The sequence below is a fragment of the Yersinia sp. 2540 StPb PI genome (assembly GCF_052217165.1).
In the GTDB taxonomy this organism is placed as follows: Bacteria; Pseudomonadota; Gammaproteobacteria; order Enterobacterales; family Enterobacteriaceae; genus Yersinia; species Yersinia enterocolitica_E.
In genome coordinates this window covers 3390312-3413117 of the sequence record NZ_JAZGQC010000001.1, presented here as the reverse complement: position 1 = coordinate 3413117, position 22806 = coordinate 3390312, and the positions used below count along the sequence as shown (strand labels likewise).

Here is a 22806-nt window from a genome sequence, read left to right as displayed (position 1 = left end):
GTAATTTAGCCCCCTGACTGCAACAGAATAATGAGTAGATGAGGCCGACCGCGTGGCCTCTTACCGGTTACAGGACTGATAATCAGAGATGGACAGAAAGCCGCTGCGCAAATCAGGTGGATTGAAATGGGTCTGTATGCCGTTGACGGCGATGCTGCTCAATGGCTGCGCGTATATTCCGCATAAACCACTGGTGGAGGGTACCACCTCGGCACAACCGGCACCGGCCAGTGCGCCGTTGCCGAATGGCTCTATTTTCCAGGCTGCTCAGCCGATGAACTATGGTTATCAGCCTTTGTTCGAAGACCGTCGCCCACGTAATGTCGGTGACACGCTGACCATTACCTTGCAGGAAAATGTCAGTGCCAGCAAAAGCTCCTCTGCCAACGCCAGCCGTAATGGTTCAAGCAAATTTGGTGTCGCCACCGCGCCGCGTTATCTGGAAGGATTATTGGGCAATGCGCGGGCTGATATGGATATCTCGGGTGACAATACCTTTGGCGGTAAGGGCGGGGCGAATGCCAACAACACCTTCAGTGGCACGATCACCGTTACCGTCGATCGCGTGCTCGCTAACGGCAACTTGCATGTGGTCGGTGAGAAACAGATTGCAATCAACCAGGGGACTGAATTTATCCGCTTCTCTGGGGTAGTAAACCCACGCACCATCAGCGGCAGCAACACCGTGACCTCAACGCAGGTTGCAGATGCGCGCATCGAGTATGTGGGTAATGGTTATATCAATGAAGCGCAGACCATGGGCTGGTTGCAGCGGTTCTTCCTTAATATCTCACCGTACTAAGAGGCCGTCGATGCGTAAACAGTCACTTGTCACTCTATTTGTTATACAGCTTATTGCGCTGCTCACACTGGTGTCATTACCTGCCACCGCAGAGCGTATCCGCGATTTGGTGACCGTTCAGGGAGTACGTGATAACGCGTTAATCGGTTATGGCCTGGTGGTCGGCCTGGATGGTTCCGGTGACCAGACCATGCAAACGCCGTTTACCACGCAAAGCCTGAGTAACATGCTGTCGCAGTTGGGGATTACCGTACCGCCAGGTACCAATATGCAGCTCAAAAACGTAGCAGCAGTGATGGTCACGGCCAAGTTACCGGCATTCTCCCGTGCCGGGCAAACCATTGATATTGTGGTTTCTTCAATGGGTAATGCCAAAAGTATTCGCGGCGGCACCCTGCTGATGACCCCATTGAAAGGGGTGGATAATCAGGTTTATGCCCTGGCACAAGGTAACGTGCTGGTCGGCGGTGCGGGTGCGGCATCGGGTGGCAGTAGTGTACAGGTCAACCAACTGACCGGTGGGCGAATCAGCAATGGTGCCACTATCGAACGTGAGCTGCCGACGACCTTTGGTACCGATGGTGTGATTAATCTTCAATTGAATACCGAGGATTTCACCATGGCACAACAGGTGAGTGATGCCATTAACCGCCAGCGCGGTTTTGGTTCTGCCACAGCGATTGATGCTCGCACCATTCAGGTTTTGGTCCCGCGCGGCAGCAGCTCGCAAGTGCGTTTCCTGGCCGATATTCAAAATATCCCAGTGAATGTCGATGCGGGTGATGCCAAGGTGATTATCAACTCTCGTACCGGCTCGGTGGTGATGAACCGCAATGTAATGCTGGATTCTTGTGCTGTGGCGCAAGGGAATCTATCGGTGGTGATTGATAAGCAAAATACCGTCAGCCAGCCTGATACCCCATTTGGTGGTGGGCAGACCGTAGTTACCCCGAATACTCAGATTTCCGTTCAGCAACAAGGTGGGGTATTGCAACGCGTCAATGCCAGCCCGAATCTGAATAATGTGGTCCGCGCCCTGAACTCGCTGGGGGCAACCCCGATCGATTTGATGTCTATCTTGCAGGCAATGCAAAGTGCTGGCTGCTTGCGGGCTAAATTGGAAATTATCTGATGAGTGATTTGATGGCGATGTCTGGGGCGGCGTATGACGCCCAATCACTGAATACCTTAAAACGTGATGCGGCAAGAGATCCACAAGGTAACTTGAGGCAGGTTGCCCAGCAGGTAGAGGGGATGTTTGTGCAGATGATGCTGAAAAGTATGCGTTCTGCCTTGCCGCAAGATGGCGTGATGAACAGTGATCAGACCCGGCTTTATACCTCGATGTATGACCAACAAGTCGCGCAGCAAATGTCGGTCAAGGGGTTGGGCCTGGCCGATATGATGGTGGAGCAGCTTTCAGGCTCTACCTCGCCAAGTGAAACGGCAGGAACGGTGCCGATGCTGCTGGATAATGAAGTGCTGCAAACATTGCCAGCGCAGGCATTGGCACAAATGGTACGTCGTGCCATGCCGACACCGCCAGCCAACAACTCAGCGTCATTGCCACAAGGCACCGGTAATTTCGTGGCGCGGATGTCTATTCCGGCACAAATTGCCAGTCAGCAAAGTGGCATTCCTCATCAGCTGATTGTGGCTCAGGCGGCACTGGAGTCGGGCTGGGGTCAGCGCGAAATTCCGACGGCCGACGGCAAAACCAGTTACAACGTATTTGGCATCAAAGCGGGTAGCAACTGGGATGGTCCAGTCAGTGAAATTACGACTACCGAATATGAGCAAGGTGTGGCGAAGAAAACCAAAGCTCGCTTCCGGGTATATGGCTCCTATGTCGAGGCCGTCAGTGATTATGTCAAATTACTGACACAAAACCCGCGCTACGCCAATGTTGCCGCAGCACAAAGCCCTGAGCAGGGGGCACATGCGCTGCAACAAGCCGGTTATGCCACCGACCCGCAATATGCGCAAAAATTAGTCAGCGTGATCCAGCAAATGAAAAATAGCGGCGAACAAGCAGTAAAGGCATACAGCAGCGACCTAAGTCAGTTGTTCTAAATAGGCTATTTTATTTGTCATTTTGGGATTGGACAGTGCTCGGCGGCGTCACGTAGCCATAACTTACAAAGTCATGGTGTACGCTCCGTTGCCTGTGCGCTGGCCACACCCAAACTGTCTGCGACAATAACGCCTATTGGATTGGTGAGGATCGAGATTTACACCCATATTTTGACTCAAGTTTTCCAAAGTCGAGCCGATAATAATCACAGGCTGTGCGGAGGCTAAGGTCTCCTCAGGCAGTATCCCAATATTAATTAATGCAGGCGCTGCGATGCTCGTCGTCTGTGGTAAAAGGATTTCTTCATGTCCAATAGTTTAATGAATACTGCGATGAGTGGTCTGAGCGCAGCGCAATATGCCCTGAGCACCGTCAGTAATAACATCACTAATTTTCAGGTGGCGGGCTATAACCGTCAGAATACTATTTTTGCACAAAACGGTGGAACCTTAAGTCCCGCCGGCTTTATTGGTAATGGCGTTGCAGTAACCGGTGTTAACCGTGAATATAACTCGTTTATTACCAACCAATTACGTTCTTCACAAACGCAAAGCAGTGGCTTAACTACCTATTATCAGCAAATTTCACAAATTGATAATTTGCTCTCTAATTCGTCCAATAACCTCTCCAGCACCATGCAGGACTTTTTCAGTAACCTGCAAAATCTGGTGAGTAATTCCGGTGATGATGCGGCCCGTAAAACGGTATTGGGTAAGGCTGAAGGGTTGGTTAACCAGTTCCAGAATGCGGATAAATATCTGCGTGATATGGATACCGGCGTAAACCAGAAGATCACCGAAAGCGTTACGCAAATCAATAACTATGCTGACCAAATTGCTAAGTTAAACGATCAAATTACCCGTTTGCGCGGCAGCAGTGGCAGCGAGCCAAATGCGTTACTCGATCAGCGCGACCAATTGGTCACAGAATTGAACCAGATTGTTGGCGTGACCGTGACCCAGCAAGACGGTGATGCTTACAACGTTTCTTTTGCCAGCGGTCTGCCATTGGTGCAAGGACCGGATTCTTATAAAGTCGAAGCCATACCTTCCAGCAGTGATGCTACCCGATTAACCATTGGCTACAAATATGGTAGTGGCGATGTGCTTGAAGTGGACGAAAGCCGCCTGACCACCGGTAGCCTGGGTGGTACGCTGAAATTCCGCAGTGAGGCACTCGACAGTGCACGTAACCAACTGGGGCAATTGGCCCTGGTCATGGCAGACAGCTTCAATACTCAGCATAAAGCCGGGTTTGATACCAGCGGTGATCCGGGCGTTGATTTCTTCAGCTTTGCACAACCGAATGTGTTGAAAAATGCGAGAAATCAGGGCGATGCCAGCTTGACGGTGTCCTACACTGATACTTCAAAAGTCAAAGCCAGTGATTATAGTGTGGAGTTTGATGGAACTGACTGGCAGGTGACACGGCTGTCTGATAACACCAAAGTGCCGGCTAACCCGGTGAAAGACGGCAGTGGTAACACCACCGGGCTGAGCTTTGATGGTGTCGCCGTCAGTGTTGATAACGGCACTGCCGGCGCGCAAGCCAGAGATAAATTCATCGTCAAAACCGTCTCTAACGTGGCTGCTAATTTACAGGTCGATATCACCGACTCAAGTAAGATTGCTGCTGCCGGTACCGCTGATGGTGGCGCGAGTGACAACGTTAACGCCCAGGCATTGTTAGATCTGCAAACCAAAAAACTGGTTGATGGCAAAGCCACGCTGTCTGGTGCTTATGCCGGTTTGGTCAGTAACGTCGGTAACCAAACCAGCACCGCGAAAACCAACAGCACGGCGCAAGCCAATATCGTCAAACAGTTGACCGCCGAGCAGCAGTCTATTTCCGGCGTGAACCTGGATGAAGAGTACGGCGATTTACAGCGTTTCCAGCAATATTATCTGGCGAATGCCCAGGTCATTCAGACGGCTTCGACGCTGTTTAATGCGTTGCTGAGTCTGCGCGGTTAATTTTTTGTCAGCGGCAGAGAGTCCCTGTCGCTACTTATCTTATTTAGCGGTTAGTCAGTATCCCTGTTAAGACAGATTGATTGTTGAGACGGGGTTAGCGGGCTGAACGATTACTAAAAGGAACTGGCATCATGCGCTTAAGTACCAGCATGCTGTATCAGCAAAATATGCAGGGCGTGACTAACGCCCAATCACTGTGGATGCAGTCGGGCCAACAACTCTCCAGCGGCAAGCGGGTGGTTAACCCTTCCGATGACCCGATGGCCGCATCTCAAGCGGTGATGGTGTCGCAAGCCCAATCGGAAAATAGCCAATATACTTTAGCGCGCAGTTTCGCTCGCCAAAGTTCTTCGCTGGAAACCACGGTTTTGGCGCAGGCGACCAGTACCATTCAATCAATTCAGACCTTAGTCATTAGCGCTAAGAGCGATATATTGAGTGATGATGACCGTGCCTCTTATGCCACTCAGTTACAGGGTTTGAAAGACCAACTGGTCAATCAGGCTAACACCACTGATGGCAACGGTCGTTACATCTTTGCTGGCTTCAAAAGTGACAAAGCGCCGTTTGCGGTTAGTGCTACCGGTGATGTGACTTATCAGGGCGGCGATGTCGCTATTGAGCAGAAAGTCGATGCTAACCGTTCGATTACGGTTGGACATACCGGTTCCAGTGTCTTTATGGCATTGACCAGTAATGCGAAACCTGAACCTGATGATGCCGGTGGTAATCCGGTTGCGTCAGAAAGCAATATTTTCAATACCATCGATACCGTGCTGAACTCACTGAAAGTCCCGTTACAAGGGGCGACTGATGCGGTTAAAGATCAAGCTAATGCCGATATGGATAAAGGTATCCGTGGGATGTCCAACTCATTGAATAATGTGTTGTCGGTTCAAGCCGAAATCGGTACCCAACTGCAAGAGCTAGACAACCTGGATAGTTTAGGCAGTGACCGTAGTTTGATTAATAAACAGCGTTTGAGTGATTTGCAGGATGTGGATTGGACCGCGGCTATCTCGTCATATGTGATGCAGCAGGCTGCGCTACAGGCTTCATATACCACATTTACCAATATGCAGGGTTTATCTCTGTTCCAGCTTAATAAGTAATCCGTCTTCTGCCTGTGGGTCTACCCCACAGGTTCCCTCTTAAGTGTACTTAAACCGGGTGCACTTTTTGGTGTGTCATCTTTTCCCACTAAGGTTTGGGGTGACATACCATTTTTTTGCAGCGACTCAGTTTGCCAATCCGCTCAATACGCCGGCTAATCGGTCAAAAACTTCCCCGAACAGATGCTCAGCAAAGGGGGGCAATAATGGCATTATCAACCCTATTGAGATGATACCGACGGTCAACGTCAGCGGGAAACCGATAACGAACACCGAAAGTTGAGGTGTCATTCGGTTTAGCATGCCTAATGCCATATTCAGAGTTAACAACAGCGTGATCAGCGGCAATGCTAACATCAGTCCATTCATAAAGATTAATGAGCCGGCCTGCGTCAATGCCAGAAAGCCATTACCATTGAGCGGTTCGAACTGAATGGGTAAGGTATGAAAACTGTCGGCCAACAATGAAATCAGCCATAAATGACCATCAAAAGTGAGGAATAACAGCAGGGCCAGCAAGTTAAGTAACCGGGCTAAAACCGGCATATTCGGCCCCCCCGAGGGGTCAAAGAAGGTCGCGAACGATAATCCCATCTGTAAACCAATCACTTCACCGGCCAGCCGGATGGCAGCAAAAGCAAATTGCATGGTCAAGCCGATGGCTACCCCAATCAACACTTGTTGGGCGGCGACCCAGACTGCACCGGTTGAGACTAAGGGAATATTGACCGGGGGTAGCGAAGGGGCAATCAGAAAGGTAATTAACAGCGCCAAACCGACTTTAACTTTGCGGTTTATCTGTTTCTCACTAAACACCGGCGCGGTGGTGATCAGCGCCAGCACCCGAATTAACGGCCAGAAATACTGGCTGACCCAGAGGCTAAGTTGAGTGGTATCGAGGGAAAGCACCGTTAGCCAATCAACGTGGGCAGGCTGGTGAACAGATTACGCATATAGTCCAGTATCAGGTTCAGCATCCATGGGCCTGCGATCACCATCGTGGCGAACACGGCCAGTATTTTTGGGATGAATGACAATGTCATTTCGTTAATTTGCGTTGCTGCCTGCAACAGGCTCACGATCAGGCCGCTTATCAGGGCGGCTAATAACAAGGGCGCAGCCAGGGCAAGTGCAATCTTCATTGCCTCAACGCCGAGGGCCATTACCGATTCAGGTGTCATGATGAGTCTACCTTAGCTATAAAAACTCTGTGCCAGGGAACCCAGTAGTAGCTGCCAACCATCAACCAAGACAAATAGCATCAGCTTGAAGGGCAGTGAGATACTGGCTGGGGGAACCATCATCATCCCCAATGCCATCAGCACACTGGCTACCACCAGATCGATAATCAGGAAGGGAATAAACACGGTAAAACCGATTTGGAAGGCGGTTTTCAGCTCGCTGGTGACATAAGCAGGTAGCAGAATGCGCATCGGTACCACTTCGGGACCTTCCAATGGCGGCAGATTGGCCAGCCTGGCATACAGTGCCAGATCTGATTCGCGGGTTTGGCGCAGCATAAATTCACGTAAAGGTTGTGAGCCTTTATCCATCGCCACTTCCATGCTTATCTTGTCCTGACTGAAAGGCAGATAAGCGTCCTGATACACCTTGTCAAATACCGGCGACATAATAAAAAATGTCAGAAACAGCGCCAGACCCAACATCACCTGATTGGGGGGGGCAGAGGGGGTACCCAATGCGTTGCGCAGCAACCCGAGCACAATAATAATACGGGTAAAACTGGTCATCATCAGTAAGGCGGCAGGCAGGAAACTCAGGGTGGTGATGAAAACCAAGGTCTGCACCGGTAAAGACCAGCTCTGCCCACCATTAGCCAATGGCTGGCTGATGATACCGGGCAGTTGAGCCAGCACCACCGGAGAGCAGAGTAAGCCCAATAGCAGTAGGGTGGTTTTATTGATGAGTGCAGCCAGAAGACGGCGCAGCAGCAACCGATAAGTGAAATCAGTGTTGGCCGCTGCGGTTGTTACGCTATTGGCTGTGGTAAGCACGGGGCGAAGAGACATCATGCCGATTTTTCCGGGTGTTTCGATTTCTTGTTAAATAGATGGTTGTTCAGTAGCTGGCGAAAATCGGCCGGTTTCGCACGGTCGGGCGACGAAGCCGCTGTGGCTTCATCAATCGCAGGACGTGTCAGAGTGTGGAGTTGTGTCACCTGCTGTGCAGTTACGCCTAACACCAGCCAGGTATTGTCTACTTCAACAATGACCACCCGCTCGCGCTGACCAACCTGACAACTGGCCTTCACATTCAATAATTTGTTGTTACGTGCCTGCGGGGCAAAACCTAAACGGCGTACCAGCCAGGCACCACATAAAATCAGCAGTAAAATACCGCCTAACACGCTGCCAACCTGCGTTAACACCGAGCCGGCAGGTATCGCTGGTGCCGTCTGTTGCACCGCCGTACCAGGGTGGCTGGCGGCAAAGCCAGTAACCGGTGTCGTAACCGTGGATGCGGCAGTATCAACCTGTGCTGCGGTCATTAGCGGCTCAGACGGCGCATACGTTCTGACGGAGTAATGATGTCAGTGATACGTACGCCATATTTATCAGCGACTACCACCACTTCACCCTGCGCAATCAGATAACCGTTAATCAAAATATCCAATGGCTCACCGGCCAGGCCATCAAGGGAGACGACCGAGCCTTGAGACAAGCGCAGTAACTCTTTGATGGTCATTTTGGTGCGACCCAGTTCAACGGTCAGCTTTACCGGGATATCCAGAATTAAATCGATATCCTGTAGGTTACCCAAGGCATCCGGTGCTTCCAGTGATTTAAATACACCCTCGGTGGTGGCCGCTGGTTTATCCGCTGCCTGCTGCTCATTAAACGCATCAGCCCACAGGGAGTCAACGGATTCCTTTCCATCGTCAGACGGAAGCTTAGGGTCACTCATTGGGCTGTTCCTCATTCAGAGCATTCAAAATAGGGTTAATCAAATGTTCAACACGTAGGGCATATTGCCCGTTTAATGTCCCGTACTGACTGGTCAGTACCGGTACGCCGTCGACATGCGCAATCAGTCGATCCGGTTTATCTATGGGTAATACATCCCCTGGTTGCAGCTTGAGTATCTGCGATAGTCTCAGCGGGATATCGACAAAATTAGCCACCAGCTCCAGCTCGGAGTGCTGCACTTGCTTCACCAGTGTTTCGCGCCAGTGGCTATCTTCCTGTCGGGAATTTTCCAACGGTGGGTTGGTTAGCAGCTCACGCAATGGCTCGATCATGGCGAAGGGAATACAGATGTTGAACTCACCACTCAACGCCCCGATCTCCACATGGAAAGGGGTGGTGACCACGATATCGTTGGGGGAGGTGGTGATATTGGTGAATTTCACCTGTATTTCAGAACGGACATATTCCACATCAATTTTATAGATAGGCGCCCAGGCATCACGGTAGGCATCCAGCGCTAGCCGTAACATGCGGTTAATCACACGTTGCTCAGTGTGGGTAAACTCGCGACCTTCTACTTTAGTTGGGAAGCGACCATCACCACCGAACAGATTATCAACCGCAATAAAGACCAGGCTCGGGGCGAAAACGAATAGCGCGGTGCCACGTAGCGGTTTGAGATGAATCAGGTTGAGATTGGTCGGTACCGGCAGATTACGGGCAAAGTCGTGGTATGGCTGAATTTTTATCGGGCCGACGGTGATATCCGGGCTGCGACGTAACAGGTTAAACAGCCCCATACGGAACTGACGAGCAAAACGTTCATTGATGATCTCCAACGCTTGCAGGCGTTCACGCACCACACGTCGCTGGGTCGTCGGATCGTAAGGTTTAACGTCTGTTTCATTACCGACGACAGCAACTGGCTCATCGCCACCGCTGTCACCGTTTAACAGTGCGTCAATCTCTGCTTGTGAAAGAATGCTATCGCCCATAATGATTATCGCAATATAAATGCGGTAAACAGCACATCGCTGACTACCTGATTAGGTTGGCCTTTAACCATTGGCGGGCTAAGTACGTTTTTAATTTCACCGACTAAACGCTGTTTGCCTTCTTCATTTGACAGGCTATCGGCGGACTGCCGAGAAAGTAGCAACAGCAAGCGGCTGCGAACTTCCGGCAGATAGTCATTGAGTTTGGCGCGAGTCGCATCGTCGGGTAGCCTTAACGTTAATCCGATATAAAGCACGCGATCCAGATTGTTATCTGGCGTGATCAGATTGACCGTAAAGGTATCCAGCGGCATAAACACCGGAATAACAGGAACGGCTTTCGCAGCGGTAGGTTTACTCTTATGGAGTACCCACCAGCTATAACCGCCACCTGCAGATGCTGCCACAGCAATCAGCACTAGCAGGATCACCCAGATCGAACTCTTACGCTTGGCCGGGAAGGTATTATCAGACATGGAGAAGACAAATTCCTGTTTCGGTATCAAACCGGTGAATCACGACAATAACCTGGGGTATCTCATTGCTGGATGGCACAAACCGCTGACCACCGACAAATAACCCCATGCTATCCGAATTATTACTGATGATTATCCCGCGTATCTTTAATGCCAATAGGCAGAATAGGTGGCGAAAAACGGCCTAACTTGTCCGTTTGTCACCTTTTGCTGAAATTAACACCCGTTTTAGGCGAAAATATCGACACCACCATTACCATTAGCCAGTGATTGCAACGCCGCAGGTGTCACGAGCGGTGTGCTGTTCGGTACATCACCCGATGCGCTGCTACCGTAAGCGGGTTGGCCGTGTGATGCGAAACTCTGCTGATTTTGTTGGCTCTGTTGTTGTGCCTGTTGCCACTGTCCTTCACTGCCGACACTGCTTTGGCCCAACTGGATACCACTTTCAGCCAATGCCGAGCGTAAACTTGGCATCGCCGCTTCAATAGCTGCCCGAACCTGGCTGTGAGCTGAAGCAAAGTGCAACTGAGCTTGGTTATCTTCCATTTTCAGGCTGATTTGCAATGCCCCCAACTCTTGCGGATGTAGCCGCAGTTCGGCATTTTGTTGGCCGTTACGACTAAACATCACCACTTGTTGCCCCAGCGATTGTTGCCATTCCTGGCTACCCAACTGAGCGCTTAAATGACCACTGACTGGCACGCTAACCGCACCACTGGCCGTCGCTGGCAGAACCGGGCTGGAAACCGGAGGGAGTGATGGTGTTACCGTGGCTGAACTCACGGCTATTTTATCCACCGCGGCTGTGGCAATGGTTTTGTCGGTCGGTACGGCTACGGGGGCGGCTTTGGCACTAAGGCTGCTATCTGCATCCTGTGCTGTCGTCAGACGTGCCAGCTTATCTTGGGCGGTAGTGGTTTTAGCCTTACCGGGGGTGGCCGCTGGCAGTGCGTTGTTGGTGGCATTGTCACTTTTCGCAGTGCCGATTGTGCCGCCGATCAATGCCGCCAAACCTTTATCTTGTGAGGTCAGACTGGTCAGAGTAGCTAAGTCCTGCCTGGCGCTGGTTTTGTCGCTGGTCAGGCCATTGCCGTCAGTCAATGGCGTTTTCTGTCCATTGTTGGCACTGCCCAGCGTGGTAGCAACCTGGTGAGGTAACATGGCTAATAACGACTGCAACGCACTGGATTCGGCCAGCGCGGTGGTTTTATCCAGCGTGCTGTCATCATCTAATGTGTTTTTCTTCACATTAGCCGCGTCTCCAGTCTGCCCTGCGTGGGTCAGGCCTACAGGCAACGTGGCGCTAATATCACCTAAGGCGGCCAATAACTGATTCAATTTACTGTTACCACTGATTGACTTTCCTCCGTCCACATTGGCAGTGATATCAGTGGTTGCAGCCAGCGATGATTTCAGGGTCGAGGCATCCATAGCCGTCAGCTCTTTACCCAGTTGGTCACCCAATAATTTGGCAAAATCAGCCGGTAGCCCCGCGTCTGTAAACAGCGCAGCAATCGATGAAGAGGAAGATGCACCCTCAGTTTCACTGGCAGTTGCAGTGGCAGGCAATAGGGACAGATTCATGAATTAAGACTCCTTTGTGAGGCGCGCTGTGCGAACTCATCCATCAATTTTTGATCCAAACGGTTTTCTTGCAAGCGCGCGGTGGTTTCAGCCCGCTCATTCAAGGTTTCAAATGCATTTAACCGTTGCTGCTTTTCTTGCCAATGCTTAACTGCCTGCTCAACTTTGACATTCCACTGAGCCAACTGATTACGATGTTGGTCAATGGCTTGCTCCAGCGTCTGAATAAATTGCTGATAGTTTTGCCAACTGGAGGAGGCCATCCCGTTACTCAGTGTGTCATTCAACCGCACCCGGTATTCATCCTGATAAGTCAGCAACATCGTGAGTTGCTGCTCAGCATTCTGATAGGACAGGCGAACCTGACCCAGTTGCGTGCTTGCCTGTTCGACGGCTTTCTGGGCCAGATCGCGCAGGGTGATGAGAGGTGACTGACTTTTCATCGTATTCCTTATACCCGCCGTACTTGAAGCCGCAGGGTTGTTGGCTACCTTCACTTACCCAAATGGCTTGACGGTGTCAGCTCATTGGGATTAATGAGGCTCACCCTACGGGCTAGCATAAATACTGTTCAAATCGGTTCCCGACCGATTTGTCATTCACTTGCCGCCTACCTGCCACGCCAATTTCTTTGGGTATACGCCAGGGGCGGTGGCTTGAGTCACTGGCTATCAACCCGGAAACAGACTCTTCAGATGCTGGCATGCATCGTCGTAACTGCTGCGTTCGAACATGCCTTGCTGTAAGAAGATTTCCATTTGCGGGTAAAGGGCGATAGCCTTATCCAGTAGCGGATCACTACCGGCGGCATAGGCACCCACACTGACCAAGTCACGGTTACGCTGATAACTGGCAAGTAGTTGTTTAAACTGGCGAACTTGACTGTAATGGTTCTCATCGATCAGTGATGTCATGGCACGACTGATCGATGCTTCAATATCGATGGCCGGATAGTGGCCAGATTCAGCCAGACGGCGTGATAACACCACATGACCGTCGAGAATGGCGCGTGCCGAGTCGGCAATCGGGTCTTGCTGGTCATCGCCTTCGGTTAATACGGTATAAAATGCAGTAATCGAGCCACCGCCGGTGACACCGTTACCCGCACGTTCCACCAGCGCCGGTAATTTAGCGAATACGGAGGGTGGATAACCTTTCGTTGCCGGTGGTTCGCCGATGGCCAGCGCAATTTCACGTTGCGCCATGGCATAGCGAGTCAGCGAGTCCATAATCAGCAATACGTGCTGACCACGGTCACGGAAATCTTCTGCAATGCGAGTTGCATAAGCGGCACCTTGCATACGCAGTAATGGCGATACGTCGGCAGGCGCGGCTATCACTACCGAACGAGCACGGCCTTCCGGCCCTAAAATATTCTCGATAAAGTCTTTTACTTCACGGCCACGTTCGCCAATCAGACCCACCACAATGACATCTGCTTGGGTATAACGCGCCATCATGCCGAGCAGCACACTTTTACCTACCCCAGAGCCGGCGAACAGACCCATACGTTGCCCACGGCCAACGGTCAGTAGGGCATTAATCGTCCGCACACCGACATCGAGTACCTGCACAATCGCGGTACGTTGTAATGGATTGATTGGCGGGGTGATCAGTGGGGCGCGATAACTGGTTTCTGGTGCAGGTAGACCATCAAGCGGTTTGGCACTGCCATCCAATACCCGCCCCAGGAGTTCCGGGCCGAGCGGCAGTTGTTTACTGGCTGAAGCACCGCCGGTGGTCACCCGGGCATAGACTCTGGCACCGGGTACAATGCCTTCGACTTCTTCCAGCGGCATCAGAAACAGGCGATGGCCGTTAAAACCGACCACTTCACTTTCAACTTCCTGCACTGCGCCGTTATCGTGGCGCTCAATCAGACAAGTTGCGCCCAATGGCAGCTGTAATCCCGTGGCCTCCAGGACTAAACCCGTGGCGCGGGTCAACCGCCCGTAGCGACGGATAGTGGTTGACTGGCTGATGCGCTCTTCGAATTTATCTAAAGAGGCGAGCCAACGACCAAGGCGCGCGGTCATCATAATTCTCCCGGCGCGGCGAGGCGGCACAACTCATGCCAGCGGGTCGCCAAACTGGCATCGAGATCACCTTCTTCGGCGCTGACTTTGCAGCCACCCGGATGAATTTGACTATCACCCAGCAAGCGCCAGCCATGCAGACTTAAGGTGCTGCCTAAGCGTTGCTCGACGACAGCCAGATCATCAGGATTAACCCGCAGTTGTGGCTTACCGGTGAACATCGGTTCTTGCTGAATCAGTTGTTGGATTTGGGCCAATAATGCCGTGCCATCACAGATTGCAGGTTGCCCGAGAATTTGTTTCGCGGCGGCCAGGGCCATTTGCATTAACCGCGAGGCAATCACGCTGTCGAGTGCATCAAGGGTACTTTGGAAGTCGTTCACCAGCAGTTGCCAGTGGGCAGTCATCGGGGCCAATTGCTTTTGAGCATCGGCCAGTGCCTGTTGATGACCTTCCTCCAGACCGGTCTGGTAACCTTTATCCAACCCTTCTTGTAACCCTTTAGCGAACCCTTGTTGGCGGCCCTGCTTCTCGGCTTCGAGTTGCAGATTTACCAGTGCTTGCTGCTCACTGACCCCGGTTGATTCGCTATCGCTACCCGTATCCGGTTCATCAGTAAACAGCATACTGATATCCGGCGCAGCCGCGGGCGGAGTAGTATCCGATGTAGTGGCAAAGTCGTTGAGTGACCAAGGTTGCCAGGGCAGGGCATTTATCCTGTCAGACATAGATATCCTCGCCACCACCAATGACTATCTCGCCGCTTTCCGCCAGACGACGGACAATAAGCAAGATGGCTTTCTGTTCGTTTTCGACCAGTGACATACGTACCGGTCCACGGGTTGCCAGATCGTCGCGCAAGATTTCTGCTGCACGCAATGACATGTTGCTGAGGAAACGCTCGCGCAATGCTTGATCGGCACCTTTCAGGGCGATCAACAGTGATTCGTTGTCTATCTCTTGCAGTAAACGCTGAATGCTGCGGTCGTCGACACTGACCAAATTCTCGAACAGGAACATTTCGTCGATAATTTTTTGAGCCAATTCGCCGTCGTATTCGCGTACTGCGTCCATGACCGTCTCTTCCTGTTGTGTTTTCATCAGGTTGATAATCTCGGCCGCTGTGCGGATACCGCCCATTTTGCTGCGTTTGAGGTTCTGGCCATCGAGCAGGTTGTTCAATACTTCGGTCAACTCAGCCAATGCGGCGGGCTGGACACCACCAAAGGTGGCGATACGCAACATCACATCGTTGCGCAGGCGCTCGTCGAACAGCGCCAGTATGTCGGCGGCCTGAGCGCGTTTCAGATGGACCAGGATGGTGGCGATAATCTGCGGATGTTCGTCGCGGATCAGGTCGGCCGCCATCTGCGGTTCCATAAAGTTGAGCGTTTCCATGCCACTGGTGGTTTCGCGCGATTCCAGAATATCTTCCAACAAGCTGGATGCGCGCTCTTCCCCCAAGGCTTTTATCAGCACACTGCGCAGGTAATCACTGGCGTTGACGCTCAGTGCGGCATATTGCTCGGCATCGTCTTCAAATTCAGCCAATACATCAATCAGTTGCTGGTGAGAAACCTGACGCATACTGGCCATGGTGGTACTGAGTTGCTGCACTTCGCGCGAGGAGAGGTGTTTAAACACCTCGGCGGCATGGTCTTCACCCAGAGTCATCAGCATGATGGCGCTTTTTTCAGTTCCGGTCAGGCTCATTGGTCATTACTCATCCATTGACGGATAACCAGCGCGACAACACGTGGGTCTTTATCCGCAAGTTCGCGTATACGCTGGGCCTGAACTTCAGCACTCACTCGCTGCTGATTTTTCTTACGTAAGGCCAGCTCTTCTTTACTCTGTTTGGCATTTTCAGACGCTACCGCAGTCTGGACAATGTTATTGACCGATGCCGCAGCCTTATCAGCAACTTGTTTCTTAGCGACCATAGGGCGCACTAATTTGCGCCATAAAATCCATGCCACCAGCAAGATAAGCAGATAACGACCAGCATTTAACATCTGATCAAAGAACGATTGTTGCTGCCAGAAGGGCAGTGTGTTGCCGCTGGCATCATCGGTGGCGTTAAATGGTGTATTCACCACATTTAATGTGTCGCCACGATCAGTAGAGAAGCCCATCGCCTCGCGTGTCAGGGATTCCACTTGTGCCAATTGATCTTTGGTCAGCGCAACTGGCTTGCCCGCCTTATCACTGCCGTAATTAACAACAACGGCAACAGAGAGGCGCTGCACCATGCCAGCTTGTTGCTGGGTATGACGGATTGTGCGGTCAACTTCAAAGTTAGTGGTTTGGTCGTGGCGGCTGTTGCTTGACGTCGCTGTCGATTTAGCGGCAGTGGCCGGACGATTAGCCGCGTTGGCATTGTTCGCTGTGGCACCAGCTGCACCGGCAGCAGGCGTCGCTGCTGGGGTTTCAATCGGTGCGACCGGTGTGGCAGATGGCTGATTGGATAATGCCCCCGGCACACCACCGACATTGGTTCCCCCCAACTGTTCACTGGTGCTAACTTGCTGTGAGCGGACCGCGCCTTTGTCGGCGGCCTGATTAGGCTTGTACTCTTCATCGGTCTGTTCACGGCTGGCAAAATCAACTTGAGCCGTGACCTGCGCATGCACATTACCGTTACCGACCATCGGGGCGAGTATGGTTTCAATGCGACGTTGGAAGCGATTTTCAACTTCGTTAGTAAATTTGAGTTGTGCGGCGTTTAAATCACGGCCCGCACTGTCGGATTGCGTTAACAAACGGCCGGTTTGGTCAACGACAGTCACGTTACCCGGCGGTAAACCGGCCACGCTGCTGGAAACCATATATACGATGGCGTTAATCTGGCCATCATCAAGGGCACGACCTGGTTGCAATGCGAGTGTTACAGAGGCGGTTGGAGACTTTTGTTCCCGAACAAAGAGAGAAGGTTTTGGCATTGCCAAGTGAACACGCACATTCATCACTGGCCCGAGGGTGCCAATAGTGCGCGCCAGTTCACCTTCCAAAGCGCGCTGATAGTTAATTTGCTCACTGAATTGGCTGATGCCAAACTTTTCCTGATCCAGCAGTTCAAAACCTACCGCACCGCCTTTAGGCAAGCCTTGTTGGGCCAGACGCAGGCGGGTTTCATGTACCTTATCTGCCGGGACCAACAACGCGCCACCATTATCAGCGAAGCGATAAGGGATATTCAGTTGTGTCAGTTGCGTAACGATATCACCACCGTCACGATCATTCAGGTTGCTATAAAGGACGCGATAATCCGGGCTTTTAGCCCATAACATCAGCGCGACAATAATAGCGACGGCCGCAGCCGCAGCAATCAGCAGTGGGATTTTTGGATTCGCGCGTAGGCGTGCCAGTGTCGTCGTAAAAACATTCTCACGATTTTCACCGCCAGTTATCGAGGCATTCATACACGTCCTTGGCCAAGCTGAACAACGTTTGAGTTAGTATTTTTTATGTAACTAGTGTGTCGAAACAAAACAGACTCCCAAGTGCTGTGAGCGATAAAGCATCAATAGCTGATCTCCCCTTTTATGGGCATGCCATTATTTGCTGTAAGTGATGAATTCGATGGCTCAATAAGCCGGTATTTTTGTGTCTAATTAGCGGCTTTAGTACAAAAATGATGTGTTAGGGTGTCATCCTGAAAATAGTGACACGTGGCGAATGGTGAATAACCGCATTTACGGACTCATTTTCCATGTTGTTATTTGACCCATTACATCGTTTGAGGATGAGCATGTCTGTTCAAGGTATTGAAGGGGTTTTACAGCAGTTGCAGGTCACTGCATTGCAGGCATCCGGTTCGGCAAAGATGTTGCCAGTAGAGGCCGGCTTCGCCAGTGAGTTGAAAGCGGCCATCGGCAAAATCAGTGAAAACCAACAGCATGCCCGCACTCAGGCACAGAATTTTGAATTGGGTGTGCCCGGTGTTGGCCTGAATGATGTGATGGTAGATATGCAAAAGTCATCAGTATCTTTGCAACTGGGCATTCAAGTTCGTAATAAGCTAGTTGCGGCTTATCAAGATGTAATGAATATGGGGGTGTGAGTGGGTAATGCTATTGAATTATATAGTAAAACCCACTATACAATTTTCTTGTGGGGCATGAGTGGGGCATTTTGAGAAAATTTAGCATTCAAAAGTGCAATTTGCTCATTGTTGCTTTCTGGCATCCATTCCCCATAAACAGAGAAAACCATCTGCGCAGATGCGTGTCCCATCTGTGAAGCGATGAATGATGGGTTTGCACCGGCCGACAACAGCCAGCATGCGAATGTATGACGTGATTGATATGGCTTTCTTGACCTGACACCCGACCTCCTCAAAGCTCCGTTCCATATCTGGCCTAGTGATTCAGTTGAGTAATAATCACCGCAAAGCTGGTTTGATGATGTAACTCTGGGTATGAAGACGAAAGTGCAACCGTCTTCCCTTGTTTTTCTTGCTTCTCTTGTATGGACCAGTATTTGATATTGCGGCCCCATCCTTGTGTATAGCATTTGACTGCGCAGGGCTTCTTTTGCATTGTCCGTAAGCTGAATAATGCGATCGGTTCCTGCGTCGGTTTTTGGTAAAGTAAACTGCTTAACTCGGGTAAGATTTCTCCTTACCATAATTGTGCCCGCTTCGAGGTCTACATCCTCCCAAGCCAGTGCACAAAGTTCCCCATGCCGCATGCCGGTATATACAGCGAGTGTCCATAAGTTTTTAATTTGCTGATGGGTGCAGCCATCGAGCATTCTAAAGAACTCATCTCTTGTTAGCGGATCTGGCTGTGGCTTACTTTTCCTAAGTCGAACCAAATTTGATGTTGGATCTAAATTAGAGTACCCATTCCCCGCCGCAAACATAAATGCTGATTTAACACATGCCAGGCAATAATTAACAGTCGGCACCGACCGCCCTCTAACCGCCGTAATCTGGTGACGTCGAGGTAATTGCATCCCATTAAGCAACTCATTTCTCAACTTCAAAATGTCTTCATTTCTGATTGATGAAGCCTGCCGGTCAGGACCAAGTAGAATAGCTGCCGTTTTCAGTGTTGATGTATATCTATCGTGGGTGTTTAGCGAAACCTCCGGCTCTTTCAGGGAAAGCCATTTGTTGAACAACACCTGAACGGTAATATTCCTGATTTCTGTGGTTGTATATTGTGATGCATTTGGTGACTCAGGAAACTGTTTTGCATAGTCAAATGTTCCGGTCTTAATAGCGTACCCAATTGACTGACGCAAATCAGATGCTATTTTTCTGTTCTTAGGCGTATCAGGAACCCCAAGGGATTCCCTGCAACGCTTTTTCTGATACATAAACCAAATGCGTAGATATCCTCCATGATGCTCTACGCCGGTAGGGTATTGCTGTTTGCTCATAATTGACCCTTATGAGGTTGATTGGACTGTAGGTTATACCGCTTTTTTTAGCTTTGCGGTTGATGGCTGGATACTTTTTTGACGCTCGACCCAGTTATCAATAGCCTCCCTGTTATACATACACTCGCTATTGGGTTTTGGATCATCTTCAGGAGAAACCAGTAAATACTCCCTCCCTTGCAGCCACGATTTCTCTCTGGCCCTCTTAATTGTTCCAGGACGAAGGCCGGTTAAAGTAATAAGCAGATCCTCTGTTACCCACTTATTCGGCACAATTTGAATAACATTTGTCATAGCTGGCCTCTTATCTCTTTATCAATCTGTCGGACGTAATAACTCAACCAGCGCTTAGCCGGGAAAGTGTTAGGGGGTAGAGCGGTGATTTTTTTTGCGTGGCGGTCGAGGATTTCGGTGATGAGTTTGTCGTGCTCTTGGATTGGTTTGCCGTCCGTGGCGTAAATTATTTCTGCTCTACAACATCGCGCTACTGACCTAATAGCATTTTCAATGGTTGTCTCCATACGCTCACCATCCCTTTACCCACAGCAACCAGAGCGCTACACCGCCGCCGACGATAAGCAGTATCCAATCCAGATACGCCATTACAAAGCTAAGGTCATCCATCAGTGAACTCCCTTCACAGCATCACCAATCACATAGATAATCATGCACATAGAGAATAGGGTGAGAATTATCACCACTAATATCTCTGTTGATAATTTGAGTCGTTTCATGCTGCTTTACTCCCAGATAAAACATTAGGACTCAGCCACAGGCACTCAAGACGCTTAACTGAGCCTTTCCGTCCGGCTGCTGATGATTGTTTCTCTTGCTTCTGCCAGCCGGTAAGAATGTCGTTATACATATCCGTGTTGTAGCCGCTAAGCACGACCATCCCCTCAAGCTTGTTGACGGTATCGAGTAGGTTTAAATGAGCGTTATTGTCCATTTCATGGCGGTAATATCTGGATGAAATCACGCGGGTATCATGGACATATGGCGGGTCAACAAAGTGAAGCGTTGAAACTGTGTCGTGGTCTAACATGCATTGGACTGCATCACGATTCTCTACTAGGACACCTTCGAATCTCTGGCCAACTGCTGCCAAGTTTTCAGGCATCCTCGCCCAAAGGTGCTGTGCGGTTGCCGAACTGCGTTTTGTATCCAGGCGAAAACCGGTCGTTCCCTTTGTTGCGCCGGCAGAACCAAATCCCATTGTTGCCCTGATGACTAATTTCCGCGCCTTCTCGACCATCGTTTCTGCTTCGCCGTATGCATCGGTAAATTCATTGCGAGAGTAGGGGGTAAGAATCAATGACTCTATGAGGCATTCACGCAATGTCATATCGCGCAGAACGACAAAGAGATTAACCACGTCGCCATCCAAATCGTTATAGACCTCTGCATAGCTTCGCTCTTTCCTCAGCAATACAGACGCCGCGCCTCCGAACGGTTCTACATAATGCGTATGGGCTGGGAAGTGACTGATAACCCAGGGTGCCAATCTGAACTTTCCGCCGTGGTAACGTATTGCCGGATGCTTAATCTCACTCATGCCGCCTCTCTTAACGCTTTCAGATGCGGCGCATTAGCCTGGAAAACTGCTTCAGCGAAACCGCGAGGTGTGGCGCTTCGAATGTTCTTCACACGCTCTGACTTACCGCCCAGCTTTAGATGCTGAGTTGAATAACCTTCAGGCACTGGAACTGGCAACTTATCCGGCATCACAAATCCCCCCCCTGCCCATAAACAGGTTTTCTTTGGATATGCATCGCGTGGAGCGATGTAGTCTGGATAGGTTGGGTGAACATCATGTTCTGGCAGATAACCGCCGTAATCACTTGGATTGAAAATGAAATTAGGCTTTCCAAATATGCCACTGAAAACACTTACTGGATTTTCGAAGAACCACGGTGCTCCAGTTATTTCACCAATCATTCGGCATTGTTCCGCAACAAGTGCGGCCTTAGCCTGAAAATGAGTATCCGCATTGCGTTTCTTTTCGAAGTGAGCGGCACCACTTACAGCAACATCAGTGCACGGTGGGAAGCCGGCAACAAACACAACGTCCTCATTCCTGATAACATTACCCAATGCGCTGGCTGCTGTCAGAACTGTGTCTGGCCACTTTCGCATTCCCGCTTGGTTACTTTTCTCAATGTGCTGTGGGTCAATTAAAATTGCATCATACCCAGCCGCTACCCACGGCCCTGCCATAATTCCTGTCAGGTCGCACAGGCAAATAATCGTTCCTCTACTCATGCCGCCTCCATTATCTTTCTCACTTTCGCTTTCACTGACTTCACTGTTTTAACTGGCGTTGGCGGGACAACTTGCCGCGGTACCGGTCTCTTTGATTTATCGCCGGTTCGTAGCCGCTGCTTTATTTTCATATCCCACACATACGCTTCTTTGTGGTCACGTCCGTCATCCGGCGCGCGGCCAATAGTCAGAATTAGTTCGCTGATATCGTCCATCAGGCCACCTCATCATTTGCCGGTTCTGATGTGAAATCATTAAGCGCCTTCTCGCATGCAAGGCTGACGCGAGTAATGTGTTGCTGCATGGCTTGCAGGGATTCGACTTCTGACTGCTTAATACTGCGCATGATTAAGGCAGTGATAAGCTGATTCAGCATTGGGTAATACCCGATAACTTTCAGGTAGGTTTCGCCAGCGTTCTTACTGTCTTTGCCGAAAACGTTAACTGCATTCAGGACGAATTCATTCTCGTTACTCGTGATGACGTAACCTTCAATTTTGATGTGCATAGGGAATCTCCAGGTTATTTAGATGAAGTCCGTTTCCCTTTGATTGCTTTCTTGCAATCTGTCCATACGGTTTTAGCGAAGTGTTGACGGGGTATACTGAGGACGTAGCGGCGTTGTTCACCGCTTGGCCCGATTGGCTCGTCTAGCCACTTTTCGAATGAGTCGCTCATGATTTACTCCCAATAAAAAACCCCGCATTAGCGAGGTTCATTGAGGTCAATAGATACTATTTACATGAAATTAAAAAATTTCTTAGCCAGAACAAATGCGCTGATGGGGATGCCTAGAGAGGCAAGCAACATACCAATAAACACTAAAAACTCCTCTGATGAAGACAAAAACCAGGGAGCAATGAATATATAACTAACAAGTAAGTATCCAAGGATGATTAAAACCTTTACTCCAGGGCTCATTTAATTACTTTCTCTCTGGCGGGGTATATTCCATTTTACCCATCGTTCTACCCACTTCCCTGTAGTGTTTTACTCGTTCACGGAAATACTCACGTAAATGCTCTGGCTGCTGGTCCTCTATTTGAGCGGGGATAACCGGCATGTTGTAGCGCTCTTTGAATGCAACGCCTGAAGCGGCTAAGTCCACAGCCATCTTGTCTTTGTCGTCTTGCGGTATATCAGCGAGATTGTAGCTCATGGATTCCTCCTATTC

The 22806-nt window shown here is 50.4% G+C and carries 27 protein-coding genes; 6 read left to right on the top strand and 21 right to left on the bottom strand.

The window, feature by feature from the left end; all coding sequences use genetic code 11:
* Window positions 1–88 precede the first annotated feature (88 nt).
* The 5 genes from flgH to flgL all read left to right on the top strand — a co-directional run bounded on the left by flgH (window position 89) and on the right by flgL (window position 5961).
* The gene (flgH, locus tag V1956_RS15780; protein ID WP_372558671.1) at window positions 89–802 is read left to right on the top strand and encodes a flagellar basal body L-ring protein FlgH; all 714 of its coding nucleotides are present in this window, start codon (window positions 89–91) and stop codon (window positions 800–802) included.
* Between the two features lie 10 nt (window positions 803–812).
* On the top strand, window positions 813–1934 hold the full coding sequence (locus tag V1956_RS15775) for a flagellar basal body P-ring protein FlgI (protein ID WP_372558672.1): 1122 nt from the start codon (window positions 813–815) through the stop codon (window positions 1932–1934).
* On the top strand, window positions 1934–2875 hold the full coding sequence (gene flgJ, locus V1956_RS15770) for a flagellar assembly peptidoglycan hydrolase FlgJ (protein WP_102970432.1): 942 nt from the start codon (window positions 1934–1936) through the stop codon (window positions 2873–2875). The genes V1956_RS15775 and flgJ overlap by 1 nt, the downstream gene beginning before the upstream one ends.
* 306 nt (window positions 2876–3181) lie before the next feature.
* Window positions 3182–4849 (top strand): flagellar hook-associated protein FlgK, encoded by a 1668-nt coding sequence (flgK, locus tag V1956_RS15765; RefSeq protein ID WP_372558673.1) that lies wholly within the window; start codon window positions 3182–3184, stop codon window positions 4847–4849.
* A gap of 131 nt (window positions 4850–4980) precedes the next feature.
* Entirely contained in the window at window positions 4981–5961 is a 981-nt protein-coding gene (gene flgL, locus V1956_RS15760; RefSeq protein WP_372558674.1) for a flagellar hook-associated protein FlgL, read from the top strand.
* Between the two features lie 126 nt (window positions 5962–6087).
* Here the strand turns inward: flgL and fliR are convergent, their stop codons facing one another.
* The 13 genes from fliR to fliF form a co-directional block, all read right to left on the bottom strand.
* The gene (gene fliR, locus V1956_RS15755; RefSeq protein ID WP_372558675.1) at window positions 6088–6870 is read right to left on the bottom strand and encodes a flagellar biosynthetic protein FliR; all 783 of its coding nucleotides are present in this window, start codon (window positions 6868–6870) and stop codon (window positions 6088–6090) included.
* A 2-nt stretch (window positions 6871–6872) separates the two neighbouring features.
* Complete coding sequence (gene fliQ / locus V1956_RS15750) at window positions 6873–7142, bottom strand: flagellar biosynthesis protein FliQ (protein ID WP_083159154.1); 270 nt, start codon at window positions 7140–7142, stop codon at window positions 6873–6875.
* A 12-nt stretch (window positions 7143–7154) separates the two neighbouring features.
* Window positions 7155–7910: a flagellar type III secretion system pore protein FliP gene (gene fliP, locus V1956_RS15745; RefSeq protein WP_420070837.1), complete on the bottom strand. Its 756-nt coding sequence runs from the start codon at window positions 7908–7910 to the stop codon at window positions 7155–7157.
* A gap of 80 nt (window positions 7911–7990) precedes the next feature.
* A complete protein-coding gene (gene fliO, locus V1956_RS15740; protein WP_083159153.1) occupies window positions 7991–8470 on the bottom strand; it encodes a flagellar biosynthetic protein FliO in 480 nt (159 codons plus the stop codon).
* On the bottom strand, window positions 8470–8886 hold the full coding sequence (gene fliN, locus V1956_RS15735; RefSeq protein WP_372558677.1) for a flagellar motor switch protein FliN: 417 nt from the start codon (window positions 8884–8886) through the stop codon (window positions 8470–8472). The genes fliO and fliN overlap by 1 nt, the downstream gene beginning before the upstream one ends.
* Entirely contained in the window at window positions 8879–9883 is a 1005-nt protein-coding gene (gene fliM, locus V1956_RS15730; protein WP_083159152.1) for a flagellar motor switch protein FliM, read from the bottom strand. The genes fliN and fliM overlap by 8 nt, the downstream gene beginning before the upstream one ends.
* Window positions 9884–9888: 5 nt before the next feature.
* Window positions 9889–10359, bottom strand: coding sequence for a flagellar basal body-associated protein FliL (fliL, locus tag V1956_RS15725; RefSeq protein WP_442825336.1), 471 nt, complete (start codon window positions 10357–10359; stop codon window positions 9889–9891).
* A gap of 228 nt (window positions 10360–10587) precedes the next feature.
* Entirely contained in the window at window positions 10588–11946 is a 1359-nt protein-coding gene (locus V1956_RS15720; protein WP_442825335.1) for a flagellar hook-length control protein FliK, read from the bottom strand.
* Complete coding sequence (gene fliJ / locus V1956_RS15715) at window positions 11943–12389, bottom strand: flagellar export protein FliJ (RefSeq protein ID WP_083159150.1); 447 nt, start codon at window positions 12387–12389, stop codon at window positions 11943–11945. Before fliJ ends, V1956_RS15720 begins: the two co-directional genes overlap by 4 nt.
* 228 nt (window positions 12390–12617) lie before the next feature.
* Entirely contained in the window at window positions 12618–13982 is a 1365-nt protein-coding gene (gene fliI, locus V1956_RS15710) for a flagellar protein export ATPase FliI (RefSeq protein WP_372559880.1), read from the bottom strand.
* Window positions 13982–14710: a flagellar assembly protein FliH gene (gene fliH, locus V1956_RS15705; RefSeq protein WP_372558681.1), complete on the bottom strand. Its 729-nt coding sequence runs from the start codon at window positions 14708–14710 to the stop codon at window positions 13982–13984. Before fliH ends, fliI begins: the two co-directional genes overlap by 1 nt.
* On the bottom strand, window positions 14703–15695 hold the full coding sequence (gene fliG / locus V1956_RS15700; protein ID WP_083159147.1) for a flagellar motor switch protein FliG: 993 nt from the start codon (window positions 15693–15695) through the stop codon (window positions 14703–14705). The genes fliH and fliG overlap by 8 nt, the downstream gene beginning before the upstream one ends.
* A complete protein-coding gene (gene fliF / locus V1956_RS15695; protein ID WP_372558682.1) occupies window positions 15692–17404 on the bottom strand; it encodes a flagellar basal-body MS-ring/collar protein FliF in 1713 nt (570 codons plus the stop codon). The genes fliG and fliF overlap by 4 nt, the downstream gene beginning before the upstream one ends.
* A gap of 329 nt (window positions 17405–17733) precedes the next feature.
* Between fliF and fliE the strand changes: the two genes are divergently transcribed.
* The gene (gene fliE, locus V1956_RS15690) at window positions 17734–18045 is read left to right on the top strand and encodes a flagellar hook-basal body complex protein FliE (protein ID WP_372558683.1); all 312 of its coding nucleotides are present in this window, start codon (window positions 17734–17736) and stop codon (window positions 18043–18045) included.
* A gap of 35 nt (window positions 18046–18080) precedes the next feature.
* On the opposite strand, the gene V1956_RS15685 is transcribed toward fliE, so the two are convergent.
* From V1956_RS15685 to V1956_RS15650, 8 genes are all read right to left on the bottom strand, one after another.
* Window positions 18081–19370, bottom strand: a complete 1290-nt coding sequence (locus V1956_RS15685) for an Arm DNA-binding domain-containing protein (RefSeq protein WP_442825334.1) — start codon at window positions 19368–19370, stop codon at window positions 18081–18083.
* Window positions 19371–19403: 33 nt separating this feature from the next.
* On the bottom strand, window positions 19404–19664 hold the full coding sequence (locus V1956_RS15680) for an excisionase family protein (protein ID WP_145603526.1): 261 nt from the start codon (window positions 19662–19664) through the stop codon (window positions 19404–19406).
* A gap of 436 nt (window positions 19665–20100) precedes the next feature.
* Window positions 20101–20925, bottom strand: coding sequence for a DNA adenine methylase (locus V1956_RS15675; protein ID WP_442825333.1), 825 nt, complete (start codon window positions 20923–20925; stop codon window positions 20101–20103).
* Entirely contained in the window at window positions 20922–21632 is a 711-nt protein-coding gene (locus tag V1956_RS15670) for a dcm methylase (RefSeq protein WP_442825332.1), read from the bottom strand. Before V1956_RS15670 ends, V1956_RS15675 begins: the two co-directional genes overlap by 4 nt.
* Window positions 21629–21847 (bottom strand): hypothetical protein, encoded by a 219-nt coding sequence (locus V1956_RS15665; RefSeq protein ID WP_442825331.1) that lies wholly within the window; start codon window positions 21845–21847, stop codon window positions 21629–21631. The genes V1956_RS15670 and V1956_RS15665 overlap by 4 nt, the downstream gene beginning before the upstream one ends.
* The gene (locus V1956_RS15660) at window positions 21847–22140 is read right to left on the bottom strand and encodes a DUF5405 family protein (protein WP_420072620.1); all 294 of its coding nucleotides are present in this window, start codon (window positions 22138–22140) and stop codon (window positions 21847–21849) included. The genes V1956_RS15665 and V1956_RS15660 overlap by 1 nt, the downstream gene beginning before the upstream one ends.
* Before the next feature lie 14 nt (window positions 22141–22154).
* On the bottom strand, window positions 22155–22310 hold the full coding sequence (locus V1956_RS15655; protein WP_442825330.1) for a hypothetical protein: 156 nt from the start codon (window positions 22308–22310) through the stop codon (window positions 22155–22157).
* A 247-nt stretch (window positions 22311–22557) separates the two neighbouring features.
* Entirely contained in the window at window positions 22558–22791 is a 234-nt protein-coding gene (locus tag V1956_RS15650; protein WP_050879039.1) for a DNA polymerase III subunit theta, read from the bottom strand.
* Window positions 22792–22806 lie beyond the last annotated feature (15 nt).